Source organism: Fictibacillus tiangongensis, from assembly GCF_048083785.1.
Classification (GTDB): domain Bacteria; phylum Bacillota; class Bacilli; order Bacillales; family Fictibacillaceae; genus Fictibacillus.
The window spans coordinates 3,927,928-3,946,507 of sequence record NZ_CP182294.1; the positions used below are offsets into that span (position 1 = coordinate 3,927,928).

21 protein-coding genes are annotated in these 18,580 nt (G+C 41.8%); 5 read left to right on the plus strand and 16 right to left on the minus strand.

Features of this window, described 5'->3' with window-relative positions:
- Nucleotides 1-109 precede the first annotated feature (109 nt).
- From atpE to ACNJYY_RS20605, 4 genes are all read right to left on the minus strand, one after another.
- Nucleotides 110-322, minus strand: coding sequence for a F0F1 ATP synthase subunit C (gene atpE, locus ACNJYY_RS20590; RefSeq protein ID WP_066244772.1), 213 nt, complete (start codon nucleotides 320-322; stop codon nucleotides 110-112).
- Nucleotides 323-405: 83 nt separating this feature from the next.
- Nucleotides 406-1,116 (minus strand): F0F1 ATP synthase subunit A, encoded by a 711-nt coding sequence (gene atpB, locus ACNJYY_RS20595; RefSeq protein WP_066398943.1) that lies wholly within the window; start codon nucleotides 1,114-1,116, stop codon nucleotides 406-408.
- Nucleotides 1,117-1,122: 6 nt separating this feature from the next.
- The gene (locus ACNJYY_RS20600; RefSeq protein ID WP_137791117.1) at nucleotides 1,123-1,509 is read right to left on the minus strand and encodes an ATP synthase subunit I; all 387 of its coding nucleotides are present in this window, start codon (nucleotides 1,507-1,509) and stop codon (nucleotides 1,123-1,125) included.
- Nucleotides 1,506-1,730: an AtpZ/AtpI family protein gene (locus tag ACNJYY_RS20605; RefSeq protein WP_066244770.1), complete on the minus strand. Its 225-nt coding sequence runs from the start codon at nucleotides 1,728-1,730 to the stop codon at nucleotides 1,506-1,508. The genes ACNJYY_RS20600 and ACNJYY_RS20605 overlap by 4 nt, the downstream gene beginning before the upstream one ends.
- Nucleotides 1,731-2,021: 291 nt before the next feature.
- Between ACNJYY_RS20605 and ACNJYY_RS20610 the strand changes: the two genes are divergently transcribed.
- Nucleotides 2,022-2,432, plus strand: a complete 411-nt coding sequence (locus ACNJYY_RS20610; protein WP_416729945.1) for a DUF3889 domain-containing protein — start codon at nucleotides 2,022-2,024, stop codon at nucleotides 2,430-2,432.
- Nucleotides 2,433-2,488: 56 nt separating this feature from the next.
- On the opposite strand, the gene ACNJYY_RS20615 is transcribed toward ACNJYY_RS20610, so the two are convergent.
- From ACNJYY_RS20615 to ACNJYY_RS20640, 6 genes are all read right to left on the minus strand, one after another.
- Entirely contained in the window at nucleotides 2,489-2,665 is a 177-nt protein-coding gene (locus ACNJYY_RS20615) for a hypothetical protein (RefSeq protein ID WP_416729946.1), read from the minus strand.
- A gap of 85 nt (nucleotides 2,666-2,750) precedes the next feature.
- Nucleotides 2,751-3,380, minus strand: a complete 630-nt coding sequence (gene upp / locus ACNJYY_RS20620) for a uracil phosphoribosyltransferase (protein WP_137791119.1) — start codon at nucleotides 3,378-3,380, stop codon at nucleotides 2,751-2,753.
- Nucleotides 3,381-3,777: 397 nt separating this feature from the next.
- Complete coding sequence (locus ACNJYY_RS20625; protein ID WP_416729947.1) at nucleotides 3,778-4,422, minus strand: class F sortase; 645 nt, start codon at nucleotides 4,420-4,422, stop codon at nucleotides 3,778-3,780.
- A gap of 72 nt (nucleotides 4,423-4,494) precedes the next feature.
- Nucleotides 4,495-5,859 carry a copper amine oxidase gene (locus ACNJYY_RS20630; protein WP_416729948.1) on the minus strand — a complete coding sequence of 455 codons (1,365 nt, stop codon included), beginning with the start codon at nucleotides 5,857-5,859 and terminating at the stop codon, nucleotides 4,495-4,497.
- Between the two features lie 148 nt (nucleotides 5,860-6,007).
- A complete protein-coding gene (locus ACNJYY_RS20635; RefSeq protein ID WP_416729949.1) occupies nucleotides 6,008-6,754 on the minus strand; it encodes an ABC transporter permease in 747 nt (248 codons plus the stop codon).
- The gene (locus ACNJYY_RS20640; RefSeq protein WP_416729950.1) at nucleotides 6,751-7,668 is read right to left on the minus strand and encodes an ABC transporter ATP-binding protein; all 918 of its coding nucleotides are present in this window, start codon (nucleotides 7,666-7,668) and stop codon (nucleotides 6,751-6,753) included. The genes ACNJYY_RS20635 and ACNJYY_RS20640 overlap by 4 nt, the downstream gene beginning before the upstream one ends.
- A gap of 209 nt (nucleotides 7,669-7,877) precedes the next feature.
- On the opposite strand from ACNJYY_RS20640, the gene ACNJYY_RS20645 reads away from it, so the two are divergent.
- Nucleotides 7,878-8,975 carry an acyltransferase gene (locus tag ACNJYY_RS20645; protein ID WP_416729951.1) on the plus strand — a complete coding sequence of 366 codons (1,098 nt, stop codon included), beginning with the start codon at nucleotides 7,878-7,880 and terminating at the stop codon, nucleotides 8,973-8,975.
- Between the two features lie 24 nt (nucleotides 8,976-8,999).
- Here the strand turns inward: ACNJYY_RS20645 and glyA are convergent, their stop codons facing one another.
- Nucleotides 9,000-10,235 (minus strand): serine hydroxymethyltransferase, encoded by a 1,236-nt coding sequence (gene glyA / locus ACNJYY_RS20650; protein WP_416729952.1) that lies wholly within the window; start codon nucleotides 10,233-10,235, stop codon nucleotides 9,000-9,002.
- Nucleotides 10,236-10,423: 188 nt separating this feature from the next.
- Here glyA and ACNJYY_RS20655 point away from each other — a divergent pair, with 188 nt between their 5' ends.
- The gene (locus tag ACNJYY_RS20655) at nucleotides 10,424-10,879 is read left to right on the plus strand and encodes a hypothetical protein (RefSeq protein WP_416729953.1); all 456 of its coding nucleotides are present in this window, start codon (nucleotides 10,424-10,426) and stop codon (nucleotides 10,877-10,879) included.
- 16 nt (nucleotides 10,880-10,895) lie between these two features.
- Here the strand turns inward: ACNJYY_RS20655 and ACNJYY_RS20660 are convergent, their stop codons facing one another.
- Nucleotides 10,896-12,434: a gluconokinase gene (locus ACNJYY_RS20660; RefSeq protein ID WP_416729954.1), complete on the minus strand. Its 1,539-nt coding sequence runs from the start codon at nucleotides 12,432-12,434 to the stop codon at nucleotides 10,896-10,898.
- 170 nt (nucleotides 12,435-12,604) lie between these two features.
- Between ACNJYY_RS20660 and ACNJYY_RS20665 the strand changes: the two genes are divergently transcribed.
- Nucleotides 12,605-13,069 (plus strand): GNAT family N-acetyltransferase, encoded by a 465-nt coding sequence (locus tag ACNJYY_RS20665; protein ID WP_416729955.1) that lies wholly within the window; start codon nucleotides 12,605-12,607, stop codon nucleotides 13,067-13,069.
- Between the two features lie 265 nt (nucleotides 13,070-13,334).
- Here the strand turns inward: ACNJYY_RS20665 and ACNJYY_RS20670 are convergent, their stop codons facing one another.
- From ACNJYY_RS20670 to ACNJYY_RS20685, 4 genes are all read right to left on the minus strand, one after another.
- A complete protein-coding gene (locus tag ACNJYY_RS20670; protein WP_144696897.1) occupies nucleotides 13,335-13,907 on the minus strand; it encodes a TIGR01440 family protein in 573 nt (190 codons plus the stop codon).
- Between the two features lie 42 nt (nucleotides 13,908-13,949).
- Complete coding sequence (gene rpiB, locus ACNJYY_RS20675) at nucleotides 13,950-14,390, minus strand: ribose 5-phosphate isomerase B (RefSeq protein WP_066398975.1); 441 nt, start codon at nucleotides 14,388-14,390, stop codon at nucleotides 13,950-13,952.
- Between the two features lie 108 nt (nucleotides 14,391-14,498).
- On the minus strand, nucleotides 14,499-15,107 hold the full coding sequence (locus ACNJYY_RS20680; RefSeq protein ID WP_416729956.1) for a low molecular weight protein arginine phosphatase: 609 nt from the start codon (nucleotides 15,105-15,107) through the stop codon (nucleotides 14,499-14,501).
- A 298-nt stretch (nucleotides 15,108-15,405) separates the two neighbouring features.
- Entirely contained in the window at nucleotides 15,406-15,948 is a 543-nt protein-coding gene (locus tag ACNJYY_RS20685) for a manganese efflux pump MntP family protein (protein ID WP_416731922.1), read from the minus strand.
- A 196-nt stretch (nucleotides 15,949-16,144) separates the two neighbouring features.
- Here ACNJYY_RS20685 and ACNJYY_RS20690 point away from each other — a divergent pair, with 196 nt between their 5' ends.
- The gene (locus ACNJYY_RS20690; protein WP_416729957.1) at nucleotides 16,145-18,364 is read left to right on the plus strand and encodes a PAS domain S-box protein; all 2,220 of its coding nucleotides are present in this window, start codon (nucleotides 16,145-16,147) and stop codon (nucleotides 18,362-18,364) included.
- The last annotated feature ends 216 nt before the right edge of the window (nucleotides 18,365-18,580 follow it).

The window sequence follows — 18,580 nt, forward strand, 5'->3', positions numbered from 1 at the left end:
ATTTCCTCCCTTCAATCAATCATACATAAGGAATGGCGAAGGGTAGTCCCTCTAAGGAAACTTGCTTCGCCATTATAGAAATCGTAATAAACAGTGGTTGTTTTAAGGATTAAGAACCAAGCGCGATGAACGCGATAACCACACCGATGATTGGAAGTGCCTCAACTAATGCAACCCCGATGAACATTGTTGTTTGAAGAGTACCACGTAGTTCTGGTTGACGAGCGATCCCCTCAACTGTACGTCCTACGATCAAACCGTTACCAATACCAGCACCAAGTGCCGCTAGACCTACCGCGATTGCAGCTGCAATAAGATTCATGATAAAATTTCTCCCTTCTGAATTCCCTTAAAGTTTTTATGAAAATGGGCTTCTTTTTATAGAAGCTTGATATTTCCTAAAGATTAGTGATCGTGACTTACTTTATGTGCCAAGTAAACCATTGTTAGCATCGTGAAGATAAATGCTTGGATTGCACCAACGAATACTGAGAAGCCTTGCCACACGATTAGTGGGAAGATTCCAAGCACGCCAGCAAAAATACCCATCTTAGTCAAACCTACCAATAGACCTAAAAGCATCTCACCTGCGAAGATGTTACCGTAAAGACGAAGACCAAGCGTTAATGTGTTCGCAAACTCTTCAATAATCTTTAGTGGGAACAAGAACTTCATCGGCTTGAAGAATTCAGCTCCATATTCCTTGACACCTTTCATTCTCACACCGTAATAGTGTGATAGCGCCACTACCATAACTGCTAGAGTCAAAGTAATAGTTGGGTCTGCAGTAGGGGATTTCCACCATAGATTATGGTCGACTACTACTGCAAAAGGTAATCCCAGCATGTTGGCAACGAAAATATACATGATTAATGTAAGTCCTAAAGCTAAAAAGCGTCCGCCCGTATGCCAATCCATTGTGCTGTTGATGATTCCTTTTACGAAATCGACTACCCATTCAAGGAAGTTTTGCATTCCTCCTGGTCGCATTGACAGGGTTCGAGTAGCGAGTACCGCAATAAGGAAAACAATAACGGATGAAACTGTGATCATCAGTACGTTTGACAGGTTAAATGTCAAACCTAGAAAATCTCTTGTAACTGCACCATGTTCCACCTATGTTCACCTCTTTTCCTTTGGAGTACGTGTAACTTGAGTTAGTGAATCTATTAACATGATAATGTAGACTGACATCAATCCCATTACCACACTTAATAAATGAAAATGTTCCGGGTATTTCATCGCGATGAGCACCGCTAACCCTGCAAAGAGGAGCCTTGAAAGTGAACCGAGTGTTTTCACTCTTTTCTGCTGAATAACTGCTTGTCCCATGCGGTCGATCTTCGAATACATGCTCCAAAGATTATAGAGGCTAAAAGCAGTTCCTAGAGCTAGTCCTAAAAAGATAGCTTTGTAAGGAGTGACAGCATAACCGACGAAAAAAAGAGAGAGAAGATATAATGTGTACTTTATGTATTTGAAAAACACCGATTTGTACTCATTCATCATTGCCCGTCCCCTGAAAACTTCGATATTAAGCGGATCATCCCGTAAACACCTGTTCCAAGACCTAGAAACAACCCGATGATAAGGAAGATTGGAAATTCATTGCCGACTTTCTCGTCCAGCCATTTCCCTCCGAAAAGTCCAACTAAGATACATCCAACAAGCTGAGAAAGAATGCCAGACATTAAAGCCATCGCTTTATAGGGGCGTTTCCCATTGCTCATATCGTTTGGACTCCTTCCTTCTGGAAATTTGGTAATAATTTTCTTGAAAACCCTTGTAAACACAAGAATGTAAACCTTACCATATTCCCTTTGTAAGAATACAATAGTGCCATTTCTATGTCAACGGCTTCCGGGACGGTTTATTAAATAAATTGTGGAAATTTTGTGGCTTGTTTCAAGGGTTTATTATTCACTTTGTTTACTACTTCTGCCTACACTTTCCATTTTCCTGAATAAATCACCCTATTTGATAAATACTTACATTAAATATATGGAAGGAGCTTGTTCGACATGAAACAAAAATTAATTATTTTCTTCGCGTTGACTGGGATTTTGGTAGCTGGCGGCTGCATGAACAATGACAAAAAGCCTTCAGAAGAATCTACAAACATGAAAAATAACGTGGAAAACGATCGTACAAAACCACTAAATGTTCAGTATAATGACCAGACCCCTACTGATCGAACGACTGTGGATTATAGCAAATGGGGAAAGATGGCACTAGCTGAGACGAAAAAGAAGTATCCGAACAGCGATGTAAGTGATTATCAATATGACACACGCCGCGTGAGCCCTGACGGTACTATCTCAGATTTCTTCGATTTTACGGTCAACGACGACGGGAAGAAACGTATCGTCAAAGTCGGCGTGATGCATACGGATGAAAAGCTTGTGGATATAAATGTTGAAGAGTTGAATTGAATTTAGATTGAGTATAGTGGAACGGGAAGAGTTATGAACGTTAATTAATACGCGTGTTAAGGCTGACGACGGGGATTTGTCAGCTTTTTTGCTGTTTTTACGGTACGTGTTTTTTTATTTCTTACACGTTCACCGATAAACATCGAGTTTCCACCGGTAAACGATCTCTGTCCACCTGAAGTTAGCTTGTTTTCACCTGAAACAGCACCTCGACCACCTGAAAACGGGTCCACACCACCGATAAACACCTACTTCAATAAAAAAACTGCCCGAAAGAGGGTTTTCACCCGCGATCAAGTCAGTTTTTTAATTTACTGCTTATTTAGTTCCAAATAAACGGTCTCCAGCATCGCCTAAGCCTGGAACGATGTAGCCGTGATCGTTTAATTTTTCATCAAGTGCTGCTAAGAAAATATCAACGTCTGGGTGCTCGTCTTGAATTACTTTAATACCTTCTGGAGCTGCCACTAAACACATAAGCTTAATGTTTTTCGCGCCGCGTTTTTTGATTGATTCAATAGCTGCCGCTGCAGACCCGCCTGTAGCAAGCATCGGATCGATCACGATAAAATCACGCTCTTCTACGTCTGAAGGAAGCTTCACATAGTATTCGATCGGTGTTAATGTTTCAGGATCACGGTAAAGCCCAACATGTCCAACTTTTGCTGCTGGAATGAGTTTAAGGATTCCGTCTACCATTCCAAGCCCTGCACGAAGGATCGGTACTAGCCCTAGTTTTTTCCCAGCGATCGTTTTCATAGTTGCTTCAGCAACCGGCGTTTTCACCGTTACCTCTTGCAATGGAAGATCACGTGTAATTTCAAAAGCCATAAGCCCCGCTACTTCATCAACAAGCTCACGAAATTCTTTCGTACCCGTACGTTCGTCACGGATGTATGTTAATTTATGCTGAATTAACGGATGATCAAGGACATATACCTCACTCATGTTTTAAGCACCTCTCCTTATGTAACATTTATTTTCGTTCAAAAAGCATCTCTAGCATTGTACAGAAAAACAACCTTCACTTCAAGGAAAATCAGCATAGAATCGATAGTTTTCTGACTCCAAATTTTACATATAAACTCCTCTACTACTATTCCCTGAATTTAGAGGTGAAATCCCCAAAAAACATTCTATATGCCTGGCATGATGGAGCCCTAATTGAAATTACCTGTCCAGTTATCCAATAATACTGTCCACTTTACTGTCCAGTTCTCTATAAATACTGTCCACTTTTCACATTTTACTGTCCACTTACGTAAAAATACTGTCCACTCAGTTCTCACGCACAACAAAAAACACCCACATGAATGGATGCTTTTAAGTTATTAATATTTCTTTGTTACTCATCCGCTTTTAACTCTGTATACACAACCAACCGCTCTTCATGTGTGCCCTCTTCCACATTAAAGGTTCCTGTACATGTGATTAGGTTCAGTTTGCTGCCGTATGCATAGTCAAATATTTTTTCGACAGGGGCTGTTTTTCTGTTGTATTTTTCTTTTCCCGTTACTTTAAAAGTTAACATCTTACCGTCTTGATCCTCGACGATAACTTCATCACCACTCTCAAGCTCTTCAAGCTTATAAAACACAGCTGGACCAGATTTACTATCTACATGGCCTGCCATTACTGCATTTCCTGGAGATCCCGGTTTTGCCCCATCACTAAACCATCCTACGGTATCCATTCCTTTTGGAACACCCATCTGACCGTTTTCTAGTCTGCCTACCTTCTCAATTTCGGTACTGATATTTAATGATGGTATTTCAATTGTGGTTGGAACAATTCCTTCTGTATCTGCTTTTAATTTTAATCCTTCAGGTGGTGTTAGTTCGGTTGATAATGATTTTACTTCTTTCTCTTGTTCCTGAACTTTAATGGTTTCACTAGATTCAGAAGCTTCTTTATTCTTTGTATCTTCTGGAGCTGAACAACCGGCTATTAATAGTCCCGCCAGCATTAGACCACCAAACACCTTCTTCATAAAAATCTTCCTTTCCATCTCAAATAGATAGAAAAGATGGAGGACAAATTTGCCGCCCTCCACTCTTAACTCTTAAGAATTATTCGTCGCCTTTTTGCGAAGAATCATCGCTGTTGTTGCTGAAGCTAGGATTAATCCGAACAAGCTCCAAAGGATAGCATCGTTTGTTGATTGACTCATTCCACCCATACCTGTTTTCGGCATATCAGATGGCTTTTGGCCGGCAAACTTATCCGGGAACTGATCAACGATCGCACCAGATAGAGATTGTCCTACTCCGAACATGTGAGCATAAGCTTCAGAGATGTTCTTGTAAGCTGTTGGATAATCTTTTCCTGTATAGCTGTTAAAAGCATTTAGTAGTTGATCGATGTGTACTTTTAAGCCTTCTTCTAAGTCAGCTGCTTTTAAGCGTCCTTCTGTTGCCGTATCTAAGAATTTCGCTTGTTCCATACGGTACTCATCGAGTTCAGCGATCGCTTGCTTCTTACCATCTTCATTCTTTTCTGCAGTTGCTGTTACATAGTCAACGAAGTAACCGATATGGCTGCTCCAGATTTCTTTAAATTGCGCTGCACCTTCTGCACCATATACAGATTCTACAGCTGCTGTGATGTCATCTGTGTTTTCGTTCAGCTCAGCTGCCGCTGCTTCAAAGTCTTTAGCACCGTCAATTCCTTTTTGCATCGTTAATGCCGCTAACGCTGCATGTGCAGAGAACACACTGTTCAAGTCAGCACGAAGATCAGCTGCAGGTGTGTCTACTGATTTGTTTTCAAACTTGTCAGGGAATTGATCCGTGATCGCCCATGAAAGACCTTTACCTGTCATGAACATGTGGTGCATCGCTTCTGAAATGTTGTCATACGCTTTGTCGTATTCGCCAGTTCTGTAGCTTTCAAACGCCCAGATCAGTTGGTCGATGTGTACTTTTAAGCCTTCTTCTAGATCAGCAGCTTTTAATCTACCTTCTGTTGCTTTATCCAGGAAGTCAGCTTGTGTTGTACGGTATTTATCCAATTCAGCGAGTGCTTGTTTTCTGCCTTCTTCATTATTCTCAGCAGTTGCTGTTACATAGTCTACAAAATAGCCGATGTGGCTGCTCCAGATTTCTTTAAACTGTGCTCCAGCTTCTTCACCATAAACAGATCCTACTGCTTTTGATAGCGCTTCTGTGTTTTGGTTCAGCTGTCCAGCCGCTGCTTCAAAATCTTCTTTTCCGTCAATTCCTTTTTGCATCGCTACTACAGCTAGGAATGCATGCTCTGAAAGAAGAGTGTCCAATGAAGCGCGAAGTTCAATTGCCGGGTTTGAAACTTCAGCAGACATTGGTCCTTTGCTATGGTTCTCATGACCATGTGCATTTGCCACTGTGAAGGTAGGTATTAGTAAAGAAACACTTAACGGTACTGCTAAAAGTGCCTTTTTCATTTTCATTTGAAATCTCTCCTTTTTAGTTAATTACAATAAGCTAACGGAGAGATTTTCTATTTGGATCACTATTACTTAAAATTTTTTTTAGTTTATGTCGAAAAAAAGTATTGGCTGATTTATGTCCAATACTTTTTCATTGATATAGATTCTACTATTCCGCTTTTCCGCTCCATTTAAAAAATACGGACGACAACACGATCGAAACGAGCGCGATACAACTTAGTACGAGAACAGGCGTCCAGTTCTCCCATAAAGGGGATGTGTTCCATGTTGCACGCAGCAGTTCGATCACATAATAAAGAGGTAAGATCTTAGCGATATATTGCAGCACGTCAGGCATCATCTCTAATGGAAATGTTGCTCCTGATAAAAACAGCATAAGGTTTAGAAAAAGTGAGCTGATCGCTGCCGCTGTTCCTACGTTTTTTGCCAGGGATGTTAGAAAGAGTGCAAACGGAAAAAAGGCAAGAATGCTAACCAACAGCGCGACTAGCGTACTTCCTAAATAAACGGGTGCATGAAGGTCAAACATGAGCGTTCCGAACACCACTAGAACGACCGCTGAGAAGCTAAAGATCACCGTACCTTGAATTGTGTGGGCGAAGAGAATCTTCCACGGAGCAAGCGGTGTCGATTGATATCGGCGAAGAACTCCCGTTTCCCGATATCCGGTAAGGACCGTTCCTAGTGTAAAAAAAGCGGTCGTCACGATATTTACCCCAATCCATGAGGGAATGTAGAGACTCGCAAAGGAAAACCCTTCAGGCGCTTGGTTTTCAAACATCGAACCGAACAACCAAATCATAAGTACGGGGAACAGAAACGTCCAGAACACCTGCAGCTTATCTCGAAAAAACATCTTCGTTTCAAGTAATGTTAGTTGCCATAGAGCGGTCATGCGGATGCATCTCCTTGTAAGTAATGAACAAACAAGTCATCAAGCGTACCTCGTTCAAATTTGTAATCGGAGATATGGTAATTTTCTTCCTCTGCAATCTTAAATAGGAGATAAGAACAAGATTGAAGATTCTCGGTGTAAAGCTTGAACGCATCTAGCACTTCATCATGTTCCACTTTAATAACACCAGACATCTGATGAAGCTGAGCGACAGGAAAATCTGGACTTCGGAAACTGATGAAGTGAGCAGATATATCTTCTACCAATCGGCTCGGTTCATTTAAAGCACGAAGTTCTCCATTATAGATCATCGCGACTCTGTCACATAGCTTTTCTGCTTCTTCCATGTAATGTGTGGTTACAACAATCGTAGCACCATTATCTCGCAGCGAGCGGATAATGTTCCACATCTCTCGCCTTGCATGCGGATCGAGCCCCATGCTCGGCTCGTCTAAAAAGATGATCTCGGGCTCATGTAGAGTAGCAAGTGCTAAAGTTAATCTCTGCTTTTGTCCACCAGATAGGTCATCAAAGTATGTATCCATCTTTTCCTCTAACCCTAGCAGTTTCATCATCTCATCACTCGTATTGTTTTTATTGTAGATCGCCGCAAACAATTTCAATGCTTCTTTTACTTTCATTTTCTTTTGAATAGAAGTGGCCTGAAACTGAACACCAATTCTGTGGTTCAACACCTTCCGATCTTTTTCCGGATTCATGCCTAAAATAGAGACCTCACCGCTATCCTTTTTCCTGAGACCTTCCATAATCTCGATCGTGGTCGTTTTACCGGCTCCATTTGGTCCGATGATGCCGAATATCTCACCCTTTTTAACAGAAAAAGAAAGATTGTTTACTGCTTTTTTCGTTCCGTAGGATTTGTTCAAGGATTGAACGACAATGACGTTCTCCATGCACATCACTCCTTCTTATCATTACTTTAGTACGTAAATGTATTATTCAAAAAAATAAGAAATATACCTCTTTTCACTCCTCCCATTTATTACAAGTCCTTTAACCCTTGTCAATAACTAAAAGATATCGAAGTTTATTATTGTGAAATAATTAATGGTTAACATTTAACGTTTAAAGAAGAGATATGTTTATGGAGAGGATGTAAAAAGTGGATAATAAGCTTAACAACAAAGAGTACTTCAATGAAATTCACTTTTTGAGAGCTTTCGCGTGTATTGGTGTTTTATTGGTTCATGTATCGGCTACTTATTTTAATGAAGCTGATGGTGTATGGAATTGGTTTACTTATTTCTTTAATCAGTTAGGCAGATTTGGAACGCCAACGTTTGCTGTTATTAGTGGTTTTTTACTTTTTAATGGGGTAAATAAAAAAGGATTCTCGTTCAAACCTTTTATAACTTCCCGCACGACTAAAATTATTATGCCTTTTGTCATTTGGAGCTTGTTCTATCAATTTGTAACTGTATATTTTCTTGGAGGCACGCTTTCAACAGATCCAAAAGTATTTCTATACAACTTTACAATGGGAGAATCATTTTACCACTTATATTTTATGGCGATCGTTGTTCAGTTTTACATTATGTTTCCAATCCTACAGTTTATTAGAAGTGGTATTGGATGGTGGATCGGATTAATTATATCTGCAGCAATAAGTCTTTATTTTACAAATCTGATAGATGTCCCGTTTGCTTCAGGAATCATTGAAAAAGTTTTAATCGATAAAGTATTCGTGATGCATTGGATCTTTTATTTTGTATTCGGTGGATTTCTAGCTCATTATTGGAAGCCAATTTCCGTTTGGGTAAAAAAACACTCTGCTCTTCTTGCATTAGGTGTAGTAATTGTTTATGTTGGAGCATATTTGGAGTACAAAGTAGTCGGAAGCGTTTCATCAAGAAGAGAGACAAATTTAATTAATATACCCATTTTAAGTTTTGCAACGATTGGATTATATTTTTATTTAGTCAAATTAAGCTGGATGAAAGTTTCATTACAGGTAATTGGAAAGTTGTCTATGGGCATCTACTTGATACACCCATTTACTTTAATACTGTTTACAAAAACATTACCACCAGAAGTTTGGCAAACAAGATTTATGCCCATTATGTTCTTTGTAGTTTTAATAACTACTATCGTCTTTGTTAAAATCATTCAGCAAGTACCAAAGCATCAATTTATCATCCCTGTACCCACTAAACGAAACAAAAACAAAACTTCTATACAAAGAAAACCAGTTTCTGCTTAAGAAACTGGTTTTTTTATAGCTATTTTATTCGTACAACTTATATTTACCTGCAAGCTTCTCAACGCGTGTCTCAGCATCTTTCAACACCGATTCGTCCTCTATGTTTTTTAACACAGACGCCATGATCGAAGCGATCTCGTCCATATCTTCTTCAACAAAACCACGTGATGTGACCGCAGCTGTTCCGATACGGATTCCGCTCGTTACGAAAGGACTTTCTTTATCAAACGGAATCGTGTTCTTATTAACTGTGATCCCGATATCATCTAATGCTTTTTCAGCGACTTTACCTGTTAGCGCGAGCTCACTCACATTGATCAGAATCAAGTGATTGTCTGTACCATCAGAAACGATAGTGATGCCTTCTTTTTTCAAGGATTCAGCTAAGCGTTTCGCGTTTCTCACAATCTGCTCTGCGTAGCCCTTGAACTCATCTGTTAATACTTCACCGAACGATACTGCTTTTGCTGCGATAACGTGCATCAAAGGACCGCCTTGGATGCCTGGGAAGATTGATTTATCAATTTTTTTCGCGAACTCTTCTTTACAAAGAATCATACCGCCACGAGGGCCGCGAAGTGTTTTATGTGTAGTCGTTGTTACAAAATCTGCATAAGGAACTGGATTTTGGTGAAGGCCTGCTGCAACAAGTCCTGCGATGTGGGCCATATCCACCATTAGGTAAGCTTCAACTTCATCAGCGATCTCGCGGAACTTTGCAAAATCAATCGCACGCGGATACGCGCTCGCTCCAGCTACGATCAGCTTTGGACGGTGCTCTAGTGCTTTTTGACGAACATCTTCATAATCGATAACATTCTTCTCTGCATCTACGCCATATTCCACAAAGTTATATTGAATGCCAGAAAAGTTAACGGCACTTCCGTGTGTTAAGTGACCGCCATGAGAAAGGTTCATACCAAGAACGGTGTCGCCTTGCTCGAGGATCGTAAAGTATACAGCCATGTTTGCTTGTGCACCTGAGTGAGGTTGAACGTTCGCGTGTTCGGCACCGAAGATTTCCTTCGCGCGGTCTCTTGCTAGGTTTTCAACAACATCCACGTGTTCACATCCGCCATAATAGCGTTTGGACGGGTAGCCTTCTGCATATTTATTCGTAAGTACAGAGCCTTGTGCTTCCATTACGGCTTGACTTACAAAGTTTTCAGAAGCAATCAATTCGATTTTCGTACGCTGGCGGTGCAATTCATCCATGATGGATTGGTAGACTTCTTGATCAGCTGTTTTCAAATGGTTCAATTTCGCTTCCCCCTTACCTTATGTGAAAAATTGATTATGATTGTAACATACCCCTCTATCTTACACGTTAAAGCTTTAAGTTGTAAGAGGAAATGCACAAGTGTGAAAATTCATTTTATTTGATAGGGATGAACATGGTATGATGATACATAATAGAGAGAGAGCTATTTATAAGGGGTGTTATCAACATGATGAAAAAGTGGTTTGGAGCGAGTCTCCTTATTCTTGTACTAGCTTTGGCTGGCTGCAGCGAAGAAAAGGCAAAGCCTGAAGCGAAGGAAAAAGTAGAAACACGAGATAACGAAGATCAAAGCACAACAGATGATCTGGCTGGTCAACAAGCTGAGATCATTAAGAACATGGAAGAAAAAGCCGTTCAGTTAGATCCAAAAGCGCTTGAAGCAGACCCAAAAGCGTACGAAGAAAAAATTGTTAAAGCGACTGGAAAAGTTTTAACAGATAACGAAAAAGGAATGGGCGGAAGCTTTGAGTTCCAAGTTGGAGAGACAAAATTTAAAGTGATGAACTTTACGATGGGCAGCGGTCTTAAAGAAGGATCTAAGGTCACAGTATTCGGCAATGTTAAGACAGGTAAGGATGCTAAGACTGGCCTTCCGCTGATCAACGCGACATATATTGAATAAAAAACAAAGAGCGGGATCATTTCCCGCTCTCTTTTTTAAGCCTATTTTGAAAATCATGAATGGCCTTATATTGCGTTTGCATCGTGTCAGATAGAGACTGATAAAGGTGAAACAGCTCTTTGTAGATTGTCTGGTGATCAGGATTAGGCGTGATTTCTTCATACTGCTTCGTTTCAACAGGCGCTTCTTCTAGCGTATCTGTTTCACCGACCGCGTATCGGCCGAGCAAGACCGCTCCCAAGCATGAGCTCTCCGTATGTTCAGGAATACTCACTTTCGTTTGAAAAATATCTGCTAAGATCTGTTTCCAAAGAAGCGAGTTCGTAAAGCCACCCGTTGCAAAAATCTTCACTTCTCTGTTCCCCACTTTGCTCTTGATGAGAGAGTAAACACTAAACAGGTTAAGAATCGATCCTTCGAGCACTGCGCGCACCATATGGTTGTGATTGTGGCGAAGTGTTAGACCAATAAACGATGCTTTTGCCTGCGCATCCCATAAGGGTGCTCGTTCTCCAGTTAGATAAGGCAGAAAGATTAAACCCTCTGTACCCGGCTGGATCTGTTCAGCATCTCTAGACAGCTTTTCATAGGCCGCACTATCATCTTCTTTTTGCAAAGTATCATGAATCCATTGAAATGCGATACCTCCATTGTTGACCGGTCCACCTGAGACCCAATGATTCTCCGTAAGCGGGTAACAGAACGTGCGCCCATCTGTATCGAGTATCGGTGTCGCTGAAGTGGTTCGAATCGCACCGCTCGTTCCTATCGTTACTGCAATATCTCCAGGTGTGATCGCGCCAACACCAAGGTTAGACAACGGGCCGTCCGTTGCACCAATCACCACTTTTACAGAGGAATTCAGCCCTGATTTCTTCGCCAAAACTTCAGACAGCTCTCCCCAATAATAGGTGGTCGACTGCAGGCTCGGGAGTTTTTCTGGTGTGACATCTGCAAGTTGCAGCGCTTCTTCATCCCACTTTTTAGTGTGCATGTTCCAAAGACCTGTCGCTGCCGCGGATGCATGATCCGTATGCCACTCACCAAACCAGCGAAACAGTATGTAATCTTTAATGCCAACAAACTTTTCTGCCCTTTGAAAAATATCGGGATGTTCGTTTTTTAGCCACTGCAATTTAAATAATGGTGTCATCGGATGCTGTGGGACACCAGTCCGTTTATAAAGTTCAAGCGCAGTTTCGCTGTAATCTGATTTAAAAGCTGCTACATACGGTTCACTTCGGATATCAGCCCACGTGATGCTGTTTGTCAGAGGCTTTCCTTCTAAGTCCACTGCAATCAATGAATGCATAGCCGTGCTAAAAGAAATTAAACCGATTCTATCTGCCAGATCTCCACTTTTTCGCACCGTTTCTCTTAACGATTCATTTACTGCTTCATAAATTTCATCCGGCTTCTGTTCGGCAGCCCCTTGCTCTTCCGACAGCAACGGGTAATTTTTCGAGTGATGAGCGACAACCGCTCCTTTTTCATCAAAAAGAACAACTTTCGTACTCGTCGTACCAATATCTATTCCGATCGCATAATTCCTCAAGATCCCTTTCTCCTTTCACATAAAAAAGGAAGCAGCTCTAGTATGCCCTTCCTAAATAACAAGTCATCCTACATCGCCTTTTTTATCATACTATTCAGACCAGAAAGAATCACTTAATATAGATGTAAAAGGAATGCTTAAGGAAACCAGATTAGAGGAGATGGATAACGATGACTAGTTTTAGTGTTCGCCCTGTCGTTATAGAGGATCTAGGTCAGCTGAAGGAATTGATGCATCGTTACATTGTTGATTTTTATAAAGGAAAAACTCCTGAGGGCTCAAAGTTGGAAGATCATATCAAGCATCTGCTTTCTTCAGATGAAGCAGGAACTCAGTTTGTTGCTGAGGCAGAGGATGGCAGATTAGCAGGATTCGCAACCCTTTACTTTTCGTTCAGCACGACCCGGCTGCAGAAAATCGCCATATTGAACGATCTTTTTGTAGATGCTGATTTTCGTGGTGCTGGTTTAGGGGAGGAGCTGTTTCTGCATGTTCTTGCATATACAAAAAAGGAAGGCTATGCCTACATGACTTGGCAAACCGCGATTGTTAACACGTCTGCTCAAGCTCTTTATAAGAAGATGGGCGGAAAAAACATCAATTCAGAGTGGATTCATTACGAGATTGAACATTGAGTAGGAAGATATGAAGCTTAGTGAGTGCCAAGAAGCCGCTTACAGGGGCTTGTTAACCGTAATCCTATACAAAATGACGGTGAATCCACGAGTTTTGGCTTGGAATCCACAAGTTTAGGGGTTTTATCCACGAGTTTTACCTCTGAATCCAAAAGTTTTAGCAGTTTATCCACGAGTCTACAATCCTCGACAAGTTACGACAACCCGTCATGGGTGCAAGGTACACCACAACAAAAAAAGCCCTCATCAAGAGGGCTTTCCAATTCTAAAAACAACGTATGTCTTCTTTACTCGGATACACTGCACGTTCGCCGCCGATTAACTTTGGACGTGTCTTTGCCAACGTCACGTGTGCGGCGCCGACCTTTTTCACTTCACTGCGCACAGGCACGGCCACATGCTTCAAGTGCATACCGATAAAGGTGTCACCGATGTCGATGCCTGCGTCGGCTTTTATATATTCAACGATCACGGGTTCATTCATATGGTGGTATGCGTGTGTTGCCAACGCACCTCCAGCTGATCGTGCTGGAACGACCCGCACTTCTTCATAGCCTCGTCGTTCAGCTTCTTCGCGCTCGATGACAAGCGCACGGTTCAAGTGTTCACAGCATTGCACGGCAAGTGCTACGCCAGTTTCTTCTTGAAACGCTACGATACCTCGGTAAAGTGCACCCGCAGTATCCATCGTGCCTGACGTGCCAATTCGTTCACCAATTACTTCGCTCGTGCTTGCGCCTACTACTAATAATTGTGACGGTCTTAATTGTGCATGCTTTTGCAGATCTTGCAAAACATTCAGGACTTGGTCTTGAATTTGTTGGAGCTCATCGCTCATGAGATGGTCTTCCCTTCATTTTATGGGTTTATAGCCTTTTAGCTATTGGCCTTCATATTGAGAGATTTTATCTACACGGCGACCGTGACGTCCGCCTTCATATTCTGTCGTCAGCCATACTTTAGCGATTTCGAGTGCGAGACCCGGCCCGATGACACGTTCACCCATTGCAAGTACATTGCTGTCATTATGCTGTCTTGTAGCTTTTGCGCTGAATAGATCATGAACAAGCGCACAGCGGATTCCTTTAACTTTGTTCGCTGCAATGCTCATTCCAATGCCTGTACCGCAGATTAGAATTCCGCGATCAGCTTCACCGTTGGCTACTTTTTCTGCTACAGGAATCGCATAGTCTGGATAGTCTACAGACGTGTCGCATTCACAGCCGACATCCTCCACTTGCATACCCAGCTCTTCAATCATGCTGATGATTTCTTTTCTTAATTCAACTCCGGCGTGATCTGATCCAATTGCTACCTTCATGTTGTGTGCACCTGCTCTCTCATACTTTTTTTCATTATATGCTCTTCCGATTACCCGTTCAATGTCACTGCTAGGCAATTTAGAACAGCCTTACCTCATTTTGTCCTACTACTTCTTGCTATCGTCTTTTTTCATTAATTTTTCAATGAGGACTTCAATTTCGTCTCTTGTTTCTTGATAAAGATGAAGCGGTCCACCGAAAGGATCTGTAATGTCTAGAGAAGGTACATCATTTTCTAACTTCATCCTTCTTTCAACGAGCGGTCTTACTTCTCTTTCAAACGCTTGTCTCACTTCTTCATCCGCAGAATCCTTAGACATATATTGAAGCTTCAGCATCTCGATCTCTGTGTAGAGCTCATAGATCTCTTCAATCTTCTTCTGCTCATCTTCGTCAAGAACATACTCTTTTAATGTATACGTCTTATTCACCGCATCTGGCCATCGTCCGACGAGCGCATGTTTATGGCTCTCGGTCATCGTTAAGATAAGATCTGCCCACTCGATCAAATAATCGGACACGCCTTGTGACTGATGACTTTCTTTAATACTTCTTTCCGAAAGAGCTTGTGTCGCGTTCCAACTCATCACGGCACCGTTTCCAGCAAATACACCAGCTGATTTAACGTTGAACTTACCTTTTCCTTTTTTGCGTAAAATGGCCTCAGCCATCGGACTGCGACAAGTATTGCCTGTACAAATAAATAAAACATTCATGGTGAATTCACCTCATATTCTATCTTTCCCTATTTTTCTATAGGTTAACGCTCTTATTAGTAAGTATATCATCGGATTAGTGAATAAAAAATATAGAGAGTTTCTTACTTCTTTTGTCTGCCTGTACCACTGACTTCATTGACAAGTTGATTGGAGAGTAAGGTGCGAGACTCCTGGGGGATCAGCGGGACAGGTGAGACTATTAATAGCGCAAAGCGCTAATAGGCTCACCGCACGCCCCCCGGAAAGGGAGCACCTGAAACGGAAATCAACACTTTCTTGCAGCATCTGCGTTTTTCTAGAACGGAAATAGAATCTTCACCCCAAAAGCAAGCAGGATGCATCCGCCGAACGCTTCACCATAAGAACCGAGCCACTTCTGTACTTTTTTTCCCATGATCAAGCCAGCCCACGTTAAGACCATGCTCATGAGACCAAACATCGTAATCGTGAGCCAGGTTTTCGCTCCATAGATCCCTAAAGATAATCCCACTGAAAAACTATCTAACGAAGCGCTGAGCGCAAAGACGAAGAGCCCTATGCCGATCGGCTGTACGAACGGTTCATCATCATTTGAGAAAGAGGACCGAATCATCGTAACACCCAGTATGACAAGCAGAATTCCACCTATGATAGCTGCTATACCGCCAAAATGAACGGAGATCTGTTTGCCGAGCGTCATTCCTGCAAGAGGCATGATCATATGAAAGATTCCTATCGTCATTCCTATTTTCATAATTTGTCTTATACGAAGCGATAACATCCCCATCCCTAGGCCGATCGAAAAAGCGTCCATACCTAGCGCAACTGACATAAATACCAGTGTCATCCATTCTCCCATGGTTGCCAAATACTTCCCACTCCCTTAACCATCATACTTTCAGACTATGCATGTCTACTTTTAAAAAGACTAAAAAACATACAAGCTGTCGGAAGAATCAAAAAATGGGACTCTTTACCGCTTTAGAGGAAGGGATAATGTGATTTATATCGTATATAAAAGGAAGTGAATCTGTATGTAAAGGAGAGGAACAAGCATGGTCCATAACGCATCGGCCATAACGGAAAACGGAAAAGACATGCGGCGAACGTCGCCATTCCCGACTGGCCTGTCACGCCAAAAAAGCATGACTTTTCGATGTATGAAACATGATGAAAACCTCATTATGACCGAGAGCGAAGGTGAACTGTTTGACTTGTTTGGGCTTAAACGGGAAAACGTACTTCAAAAGAGAATAGAAGACATCTTTCCTAAAGAAATGGCAGACTTTAAAAAAGAAATGTACGAAAGAGCGCTGAACGGAGAAAGTCTTACGTACGAATCCGAACTGAACGGCATTCCTTTTTTAGCTGCGATCGGTCCCATTTACGATAAAGATGGTACCGTTTCTGAGGTGTATGGATTTTGTGTTGATCTCACTGAGAGAGTATCCGTTGAAACTCAGCTTGCTGAGAGTGAACAGCGCTTCCGGTCGTTGATGGATCATAACATCGATGCCTTGTTTTCGCTCGATCTTGAAGGCAAATTTACGACTGTCAACAAAGCGTGTGCCGAGTTGAGCGGTTATAGCGAGACAGAACTTTTAAACATGACGTTTAATCCGTTCATGATGCCACACAGAAGAGCTGCCGCGATCGATCAGTTTAAGGAAGCATTAGAAGGAAATTCCAAAACATATGAAACCCGGATCAAGCAAAAGAACGGTGAAACGCGCCAGATCATGTTCACCCTGACTCCAATCATCGTACTTAATAAAGTGCTCGGTGTTTTCGGCATCGCAAAAGACGTAACCGCTAAAAGAGAGGCGGAAAAAGAACTACGCGAAACAAAGGACCTCTTGGAAGCTGTCATCTATCATTCTAGTGATGCGATCTCGGTCGTCCACTTAACCGACTATTCGGTAAAAGTGAACCCAGCTTTTGAATTCATATATGGATGGTCAGAAGACGATCTCGCCAATCTGAATTCACACATCTTACCCGTAGTTCCAGAGGATAAGGTAGCTGAATCCGATCGGCTCATGACGATCGTCAAACATGGAGGATATGTAAAAGGTGTCGAGACGATCCGATTAACGAAGTCTGGCAAACGGCTAAATGTAAGCCTTTCCTTAAGTCCGATCTATGGCGAGAACGGTGAAGTCGTCGCACTATCCGCCATCTCAAGAGATATCACAGATAAAAAACTAAAAGAAAAAGCATTAAAAGAAAGCGAAGAAAAATACCGCATCATCGCAGAGAACACGACTGATTTAGTAGGTGTCGTTGACCTTGAAGGAAACGTCAAATACGTCTCCCCTTCAAACCGTCTTCTTCTCGGCTTTGATCCGTCGCTTTATGATGGAAAAAAGATTCAAGGATTCTTCCATTCAGATGACCGGCCAAAGGTAAGAGTAGCTATAAACGAGATGGTTCAAACTCAAAAGCCGGTAAAGTTCGAAGTGCGATGCAAGCATGCACATGGCCATTGGGTAACCCTTGAAGCGAACGCGACCCCTATCGCAAACGATTCAGACCAGCCTGACTCATTCGTTGTCGTAGCACGTGACTTGACCGAACGAAAAAAGACAGAAGAGATGCTAAGAAAATCTGACAAACTCTCTGTTCTCGGTCAGCTTGCCGCTGGTGTAGCGCATGAGATTCGTAACCCGCTCACTTCGATCCGCGGATTTTTGCAGCTTCTGCAATCGAGAGCCTCTGAGAACGAGGACTATTACGAGATCATGCTCTCAGAGATCGATCGAATCAATAGCATCGTCGGAGAATTTATGCTGCTCGCTAAGCCGCAAGCGATGAATTTTGTACAAACCGATCTTCGCCAATTGTTGCGACACGTTATCTCGATTCTTGATACACAGGCGATATTAACGAATGTCCAGATCTATTTCGAGAGTGAACCAGATCTGCCAGAAATTTGGTGTGTGGACAATCAGATCAAGCAAGTGTTCGTGAACATGCTGAAAAACGCAATCGAAGCGATGCCAACAGGCGGCTCTGTACATATTCATTTAAAGCAAGAAGGCGGATATGTGATCGCTTCTTTCATCGATCATGGCTGCGGAATTTCAGAAGAACGCTTGCCAACTTTGGGTGAACCGTTTTATACCACAAAGGAAAAAGGTACTGGCCTCGGGCTCATGATCTGTTACAAGATCGTAGAGAACCACCACGGTAAAATACTGATCAACAGCAAGATTGATGAAGGAACAACCTTCTCCATCCTGCTTCCGATCGATAAAAACAAGCCTGTGTCTTGAGTAGACGCAGGCTTGTTTTATTGTATTTGAAGGCTTAGTCTAGCCTCAGTTTGTCGAAAATCGTTTAAATAATTTTATCCGTGAAATTATTGACTCTATCCGTGAATATATATTAAATTACCGTGAAAATAAAATAGATTACCGTGAAATTATTTAATTTTACGATTTCTATTAACAAAATTTTCAATGCATACTAGATTAAACAGCCAATTTCAG